At 74.7% G+C, this 8,520-nt stretch carries 5 protein-coding genes and 1 pseudogene; 2 read left to right on the forward strand and 4 right to left on the reverse strand.

Annotation, left to right across the window (positions count from 1 at the left end):
- Both AB8Z75_RS27765 and AB8Z75_RS27770 read right to left on the reverse strand, forming a co-directional pair.
- Positions 1-359: pseudogene (locus AB8Z75_RS27765) on the reverse strand (4-alpha-glucanotransferase); the annotation flags it as partial.
- 321 nt (positions 360-680) lie between these two features.
- Positions 681-962, reverse strand: coding sequence for a hypothetical protein (locus tag AB8Z75_RS27770; protein ID WP_114018208.1), 282 nt, complete (start codon positions 960-962; stop codon positions 681-683).
- Between the two features lie 777 nt (positions 963-1,739).
- Here AB8Z75_RS27770 and AB8Z75_RS27775 point away from each other — a divergent pair.
- Positions 1,740-5,120, forward strand: coding sequence for a beta-N-acetylglucosaminidase domain-containing protein (locus tag AB8Z75_RS27775; protein WP_369206694.1), 3,381 nt, complete (start codon positions 1,740-1,742; stop codon positions 5,118-5,120).
- 45 nt (positions 5,121-5,165) lie between these two features.
- On the opposite strand, the gene AB8Z75_RS27780 is transcribed toward AB8Z75_RS27775, so the two are convergent.
- Positions 5,166-5,705, reverse strand: a complete 540-nt coding sequence (locus AB8Z75_RS27780; protein ID WP_242751204.1) for an HNH endonuclease — start codon at positions 5,703-5,705, stop codon at positions 5,166-5,168.
- Positions 5,706-5,981: 276 nt separating this feature from the next.
- Here AB8Z75_RS27780 and AB8Z75_RS27785 point away from each other — a divergent pair, with 276 nt between their 5' ends.
- Positions 5,982-6,968, forward strand: a complete 987-nt coding sequence (locus AB8Z75_RS27785; RefSeq protein WP_369206690.1) for a mechanosensitive ion channel family protein — start codon at positions 5,982-5,984, stop codon at positions 6,966-6,968.
- Positions 6,969-7,129: 161 nt separating this feature from the next.
- On the opposite strand, the gene AB8Z75_RS27790 is transcribed toward AB8Z75_RS27785, so the two are convergent.
- A partial coding sequence (locus AB8Z75_RS27790; RefSeq protein ID WP_369206692.1) for an FHA domain-containing protein occupies positions 7,130-8,520 on the reverse strand: 1,391 nt, incomplete at its 5' end.

Consider the following 8,520-nt stretch of genomic DNA (forward strand, 5'->3'; position numbering starts at 1 on the left):
GCCYSSTSMSCGCCGTGCCCGCCCCGGACGGGCGCGGCGGGCACGGCGCTGTGCAGCGGGTCCGGCTGGAGGAAGTCGGCACCGAGGCAGCGCCCCGCCCAGTCGGCCAGCTCACCGAGATCGGCCAGATCGCCCATGCCCCAGGAACGGGCCGAGAGCAGCGAGTGCAGCGGCACCAGGAGCCCGAACCCGCGCTCGCCGGCGGCGCGGGCGCGCAGGGCGGGAAAGGTCTCGGGCGCCACGATGAGGGTGCTGTGGGCAGAGCGTTCGTCGGGCGCGTGCCCGAAGAGGGTGTGCACCCCCGGGGGCAGGTGGGTGCCGGGGCCCCAGTCCAGGATTTGGCCGCTGTCGGTGACCACGCGCAGCACCGTTCCGCCGGGAAGCCGGGATAAGCACGAGGTGGGGGCCGGCGCGGACGCCGACCGCGCGCCGGAGCGCAGCACGACGGTGGGCGGCAGCAACTGCCGGCCGTCCCACTCGTGCCGCTCCAGCGCCGCACGGACCGCGCGCGGCGGTCGAGGCGTCGACGCCCAACGCCGCCAGCACCTCCACGACCGTGTCCTCGGATACCTGGACGTGCCGGCCGGGTGCGGGCTCGTAGGAGAGGGCGACGCCGTGGGCCTCGGCGAGCCGCGCGAGCCGGGTGGGGCTTCCCCCGGACCGAGTCTGGGGGAGGGGCATCAGATGTCCGCCGGCTCCGTGCCGTAACCGACCCCGGTGGGCTCGCTGGTCAGCGGCGCCTCGGCGAGGGGCGGCTCACTGGTCAGCGGGATGGCGTCGGCGAGCGGGGGCTCGCTGGTGAGGGGGGCGTCGGCGCACCCGCACGTGCACGAGCCGTCGAGTCCGGAGTCGGGGTCGGACACACCGGACAGGTCTACCGGCTCGTGCCCTCGTTTGGAGAGTGTGCGCTGCTGGGGAAGCGGAGCGAGCGCGGACAGCAGGAGTTCAGCGGACGCGGCCACGACGGGCCTCCGTTCGTTGACGAATGGCGGACAGGACTCGCCCTACCCAGTCGACCCGAGTACAGACGTGTCCGAACCGAGAACGTGTCCCAGCTCACGTCGGTTCCCGCGTCGAATCGCCGACGGTGCGGGTCGGGAAGCGGAGAAACGAGGGACGAACCGGACAACCGACGGCAGGTTTTCCGTAACCCGGTACAGCGGTGCTCCGGAACCGTAGAATCCGGGGCACCGACGGTGTAGGGTCCGCGCCCGGTCGCGCACGGGCGGGCGTCGCACCGCGCGGGCACGCGACGCCCGCGTCCTCGGGCCATGAGCGCGGGCCGTGAGCGTGGGCTCGTGAGCGCGGGCCGTGAGCGTGGGGCGAACGACGCGCCGGACGGACGGGGGCGGGCCGTCGCGACCGTACGAGCCGGCCGACGCCTCCGGGCCGAAGCCCGCGACCGTACGGAGCACTCCCGACAGACGTAACCAGAACATGGGCCCCGTCCTGCACGGACGGAGGGCCGGTTCCGGCACCGACGGAGGGCTGGTTCCGGCGCGGACGGAGGGCTGGTTCCCGCGCCGACGGGGGGTTGGTTCCGGCGCGGACGGGGGTTGGTTCCCGCGCGGACGGAGGGCGGGAAACGGAGACCGGCCGGGCATCGGGAGGAAGCGGTGGGGACAGTGCGCGACGAGGAGGGCTCACGCGCCGGCGGGGGCCGCACGAGTCCGACTGCCGGCAAGCGGCCCGGCAAGCGGCCCGGCAAACGGCCCGGCACACCGGGCGGTTGGAGCCGCGTGAGGGCCGCCGCGCTCACCGCCGCGGTCGTCTCCGGGCTGTTGGGCGGTGCCCCCGCGATCCAGGCCGCTCCCGAGCCCCCTGGAGGTCCCGGCGCCGGCAGCCCGGACGACGACAGCTCGCAGGCCGGGCTGCCGCCCGTCTGGCCGCGCCCTCAGACGATGCGCGCCCAGGGCACGTTCGTCGCGGTCGGCACGGAGGCCACCCTGATCGCCGACCGGGATGCGGACCGCTACGCCCTCGACGTCGTCCGCGAGACGCTGCGGGACGCGGGTGTGCGCACCGTGCACGAGGCGACCCCGGGAAAGGACGGAAACGCCCCCCGCGCCGGCGGCCTCGTCGTACGCGTCGGCCCCGAGGCGGCGGGCGGCGCACTGCGCGCACTGCGCGCCCCCGCACGCGACGATCTGCCCGCCGGCGGCTACCGGCTGGCGACCGGCCACACGGAAGGACGGCCGGTGGTGGCTCTCGGAGGCACCGACGGGGACGGGCTGTTCCACGCGGCGCAGACACTGCGGCAGTTGGTGACCGAGCAGGGCGGCGACCGCGGCTTCGCCGCCGCCACCGTCCGCGACTGGCCCACCGCCGCCGTACGCGGCACCACGGAGGGTTTCTACGGCCGCCCGTGGAGCCAACCGGAGCGGCTGGCCCAACTGGACTTCCTCGGCCGCACCAAGCAGAACTACTACCTGTACGCGCCGGGCGACGACCCCTACCGGCAGGGCCCCCGCTGGCGCGACCCCTACCCGGCCGCCCAACGCGCCGACTTCCGCGCACTGGCCGAGCGCGCCAGGCGCAACCACGTCACCCTCGGCTGGGCCGTCTCCCCCGGACAGAGCCTGTGCTTCTCCTCCCGGGACGACCGCAGAGCGCTGCTGCGCAAACTGGACGCCATGCGGGCCCTGGGGGTACGCGCCTTCCAACTCCGCTTCGAGGACGTCAGCTACAGCGAGTGGCACTGCGACGCGGACGCGGACGCCTACGGCACGGGGCCCGAAGCGGCTGCACGCGCCCAGGCGGAGCTCACCAACGCGGTGGCCGACCACCTCGCCGAGCGCCACCCGGACGCCGCGCCGCTCTCCGTCGTGCCGACGGAGTTCTTCCAAAAGGGCCGCACGGAGTACCGCGCCGCGCTCGCCGCACAGCTGGACGACCGTGTGGAGATCGGCTGGAGCGGCGTGGGCGTCGTGCCCCGTACCATCAGCGGCAGCGAACTCGCCCACGCGCGCGGGGCGTTCCCCCGGCACCGCCTGGTGACGATGGACAACTACCCCGTCAACGACTTCGCCTCCGACCGGATCTTCCTCGGGCCCTACCAGGGCCGCGACCCGGCCGTCGCCTCCGGCTCCGCCGCGCTGCTGACCAACGCGATGAAACAGCCGACGGCCTCCCGCATCCCCCTGTTCACCGCCGCCGACTACGCCTGGAACCCGCGCGGCTACCGTCCCAAGGCCTCCTGGCGCGCGGCCATCGACGCGGTGGCGGGTGGCCGCGAGGCGTCCCCGCGCACCCGTGCCGCCGTCCACGCGCTGGCGGGCAACGACGCCTCCTCCGTCCTGGGCAGTGCCGAGTCGGCCTACGTGCGCCCTCTGCTGGACGCCTTCTGGCACGCCTACGCACGCGGCAAGAGCCGCGCCCTGGACCGGGCCGCCGGCGAACTGCGCGACGCCTTCACCACGATGCGCACCGCGCCCTCCCGCGTCCCCGGCGGGCTCGGCCGGGAGGTCGAGCCGTGGCTGGCGCAGCTGTCCCGGCTCGGCGAGGCGGGCGAACGCTCCGTCGACCTGCTGCTGGCCCAGCTGGACCACGACGGAGCCGCCGCGTGGGAGGCACGGCTCGACGTGCGGCGGCTGCGCGCCGAGAGCGCCAGGAGCAAGGCCACCGTCGGCGAGGGCGTACTGGCCTCCTTCGCCGACAAGGCGCTGACGAGGTCCGACGACTGGACGGGCGCGGGCAGCGGCACCGGTGACGAAGACCCGCCCAAGGGCAAGCACTCCGGCAAGCTCTCCGGCGAGGGGACCGGAAAGGACACCGGAAAGGGTTCCGGAAAGGACACCGGAAAGGGCTACGGAGAGGACACCGGAAAGGGCTACGGAGAGGGATCGAGAGGCGGCGGGAGCGACACGGAGAACGACCGGAAACCCACCGTCTCCGGCACGCCCACCGCCGTCCCGCACCACCCGGTGTCGGCGGCAGCGGACGGCGACCCTGGCACGTCGTACCGGGCGGCGGGCCCGCCCGCCAGGCGCGCCTTCGCCCCCGAGCGTCCCTTGATGCTCGTCAGCCCCGACGAGGCGCGCGCTGGGGACGGACAGGACAGCGCCGAGACGGGCCGCGGGGAAGACACCGCGCACGGGCGCGCACGCGACGCGCTGACCGTGCGCCTGCCCACCGCGCGCCCACTGCGCGGCGTCACCGTGCTGACCGGCCCCCGCTCCGGCACCGGCGCCACCGTGCAGGCACACGTGAACGGCAAGGGCTGGCAGCGCCTCGGCTCCCTCTCACCGAGCGGTTTCACCCAACTCGACGCCACGGAAGACGACCGGGAGCGGGCCGACGCGGTACGCCTCGTGTGGAAGGACGACAGCGAGGCACCGGTCGTCCACGAGGTCACCCCCTGGTACGCGGACGAGCCCGCCGCCTCCCTGGCGCTGCCCCGCGCCACCGTCGACGCGGTGATCGGCGGCGGCACCGCGCGCGCCGAGGCCCGGCTGACCTCGCACCGCCCCTCCGACGTGCGCGGCAAGGTCACCGCGAAGGCCCCCAAGGGCATCACCGTGCGCGCGCCCTCGCGCACGACCGTGCGGCGCGGCGACACGGTCGACGTCCCGCTGCGTGTCACCGTCGACGACTCGGTCAGGAGCGGCAGTTACCGCGTCCCCGTCTCCTTCGGCGGCGAACACACCACACTGACCGTGCGGGCGTACCCGCGCACCTCGGGCCCCGACCTGGCCCGCCACGCGCACGCCACCTCCTCCGCCGACGAGACCGGGGACTTCCCCGCCGCCGCAGTCGCCGACGGCAAACGCGGCACACGCTGGTCCTCCCCCGCCGAGGACGGCGCGTGGGTCCAGTTGAAGCTGGCGAAACGCGCACGCGTGGGACAGGTGGTGCTGCGCTGGCAGGACGCCTACGCCTCCCGCTACCGCGTCCAGGTCTCCCCCGACGGCGAACGGTGGCGCACGGCGGCCACCGTGCGCGACGGCGAGGGCGGCAAGGAGTCCGTCCGCATGGACACCCCTCGCGACATCCGCTACGTGCGGGTCGTCGGCGACCGGCGGGCGACCCGGTTCGGCATCTCCCTGTGGTCCGTGGAGATCTACCAGGTCGACGGCGGCGGCGGCGCACAGCACGCGCGCCGCGGCGGGGACCGTTCCTGACCGGCCCCCACCGCGCCCGTCACCCGACACAACAAAGCCCGGAACTCAGGCAGTGGCCCTGCCGTCGATCCGGGCGAGATCGTCGTCCGCGCCGTATGGCATCAGGTACGGCAGCCAGCGCGGATCCCGGTGCCCCGTGCCGATGATCCGCCACGCGAGACCGGACGGCGGCGCGGGTTGATGACGCAACCTCCAGCCCAGCTCGGCGACATGGCGGTCGGCCTTCACATGGTTGCAGCGGCGGCAGGCGGCCACCACGTTCTCCCAGGCGTGCACCCCGCCCCTACTGCGCGGAATGACGTGGTCGACGCTGGTTGCGACGCCACCGCAGTAAGCGCAACGGCCGCCGTCCCGGGCGAACAACGCCCGGCGCGTGAGCGGAACACTGCCGCGAAAGGGCACCCTCACGAAACGCTTGAGACGGACGACACTGGGCGCGGGTATCACACGAGTCGCGCTGTGCATCAGGGCGCCGGAGTCCTCCAGGCTGACAGCCTTTTCGTTGAGGACGAGAACGAGCGCGCGGCGGAGCGGTACGACGCCGAGCGGCTCGTACGACGCGTTGAGGACCAGGACATGCGGCACGGTGCCTCCTTGTACGTCGGCGGCGCGTGGCTCGCGCCGTGACGATCTCCCCTCAGTGTGTCCCGTGCCCTGGTCACTCCGCCACCACGACCGGGCAACGAGCTCAGCGTGTTTTGGACCACACCGCACACCACCGCCGCGGGATCGAACACCTCCCTCGAACGCCTGGCCCCATACTGCTCTGTGGCACCAAATGTGAAGCCCCTGCGCCGTTAGTGTGGTCGAGGCATCCGTTCGTGTGCCCTGTGGATGTGACTCGCACGGAAGGTCGATCCTGTGTACTGGCTGCTCAGCGCCTCTCCCCCGCCCGACGGACCCCAGCCGCCGAGGTCCCTCGAGGACGCCCAGGACAGCGCGAGCGAGGCCGCGGGGTGGATCCAGGACAACTGGACCGACTGGCTCGCCTCGGGGGCGCGCATCGTCTTCGTCTGCGTCGTCGCCGTCGTCCTGCGCTACCTCATCCGCCGGGCCATCACCCAGCTCATAACCCGCATGAACCGCCGCGCGGAGATCGTCGACAGCGGCAACGCGCTGCGCGGACTGCTGGTCAGCGGAGAACGCCGACGGCAGCGGTCCGCCGCCATCGGCTCCATCCTGCGCAGCGTCGCCTCCTTCGTGATCCTCGGCACCGCGGCACTGACCGTGCTGTCCGGGCTGGGCATCAACCCGGCGCCACTGCTCGCCAGCGCGGGCGTCGCGGGCGTGGCACTCGGCTTCGGCGCCCGCAACCTGGTCATGGACGTCCTCGCCGGCATGTTCATGCTCCTGGAGGACCAGTACGGCGTCGGCGACCGCATCGACGCCGGCGAGGCCTCCGGCGTCGTCATGGAGATCGGCCTGCGGGTGACACAGCTGCGCGGCGACGGCGGCGAGATCTGGTACATCCGCAACGGCGAGATCAAACGCATCGGCAACCTCAGCCAGGGCTGGGCCATGGCCACCCTCGACGTACGGGTACGCGCCGACGAGGACCTCGAAGACGTGCGCGCCGCTGTCCTGACCGCGGGCGCGGAGATGAGCAAGGAGAGCCCCTGGGACGAAGTCCTGTGGGAACCCGTCGAAGTCCTCGGCCTGGACGAGGTGACACTCGACTCCATGGTGCTGCGCGTCTCCGTCAAAACCATGCCGGAGAAGAGCCTCGGCGTCGAGCGCGAGCTGCGCTGGCGCGTCAAGCGGGCGCTCGACGCGCGGGGCATCCGCATCGTCGACGAACAGGCGCTCGCCCTCGAAGCGGGCCGGGCCCCCGTCCCGCTGGACAAGTAACCGCCCCTCGGCGCCCACCACCAGGGCCCGTGGAAGCCACCACCCGGGTCCCCGGAAGCCGGCGGGTGGCTCCGGAAGCCGGCGGGTGGCTCCGGAAGCCGGCGGGTGGCTCCGGAAGCCGGCGGGTGGGCGCACCTGCCGGTGCGCCCACCCGGTGCGGACTACCGCCGCGTCAGCGTGATCGTCGTCCAGGCGCCCACGTGCACCCTGTCGCCCTCCTTGAGCGGAACAGGCACGAACGGCTGTATCGGATCCTCCGCGCCGTTGAGCGTGGTGCCGTTGGTCGAGTCCTGGTCCACCACCGACCACGAACCGTCCGGCTGCTGCACCAGCACCGCGTGCTGGTGCGACACCCCCGGGTCCTCCGGCGGACGCCCCAGATCGATGTCCGGCGCCTCCCCCGTCGACGCGCGGCGCCGGCCGATCGTCACCTGCGGACCCGTCAGCGGCAACTGCTGCTCCGGAGAGTAGGCGGGCAGGTTCAGCGACGCGGCCTCCGGGCCGCTGCGCTGCATCATCGCCGCGAAGTACTCCCGGTCGGGACCGATAAGCGCCGTCCACGCACCGCCTCCCTGCGGGACGGCGGCTCCGCCCTGCGGTGCGAACTCCGGCGCCCCTGGGGCACCCGGTCCCTGCGGGGCCGGTGCGCCCGGAGGCGGAGAGGTCGGACCGGGCTGACCCGGCTGCCCCTCGGGCGCACGCGGGGGCGCCTGAGGGGCGCCGAGGCGCTGCTCGGCCGGCCCCGGCGGGGACAGTTCCCAGTCTCCACTGGTGGGCTGCCCGCCGTAGGCCTCGTTCGCCGGGAACGGCTGCCCCTGGCCCGGCACCCCTGCGGGAACACCGGGTGCGTGCGGAGTCTGCGGGCCGGGACCGGCCGGACCGTCGGGGCCCACGCCTCCGGCTCCGGGACGCCACCCGGGGCCGGCATCGGGCGAGCCCGGCTGCCCGGGCCCTTCCTGACCCGGTCCCCCGGGTCCGCCCGGCCAGCCGGGAGTCCCCGGCTCACGCTCGCCCGGAGCGGCGGGCCGTCCCGCGTCGGGACCGTACGGACCGGCGCCCGGCCCTGCCGGACCCGCCGGGCCGCCCGGCGCGGCGGGCGGCGGCGGTCCACCGGGGCCGCCACCGGGACCCGCAGGGCCACCGGGACCGTGCTGCCCGCCGGCGCCCGGTCCGTCCGGGACCGGGCCGCCGGGCACACCAGGACCGCCGGGGCCTCCGGGCTCACCAGGGCCGCCGGGGCCTCCGGGCTCACCGGGACCGCCGGGGAAGCCAGGACCGCCGGGACCGCCAGGACCCGCAGGGCCACCCGGCGTGCTCGGCGCACTCGGGCCGCCCGGGAAACCAGGGCCGCCAGGGCCCTCGGGTCCGGAAGCGCCAGGCCCCTCGGGCCCGTGACCACCGGGGCTGCCGGGACCGCCAGGGCCAGCCGGCGCGCCGGGCCCGCCGGGACCACCCGGGGCACCCGGGAAGCCAGGCGCCCCGTTCCCCTCGGAGCCGGGGCCGCCAGGGGCGCCGGGGCCGGGGAAGCCGGGACGACCCGAGCCTTCGGGGC

The organism is Streptomyces sp. PU-14G, from assembly GCF_041028275.1.
Lineage (GTDB): Bacteria > Actinomycetota > Actinomycetes > Streptomycetales > Streptomycetaceae > Streptomyces.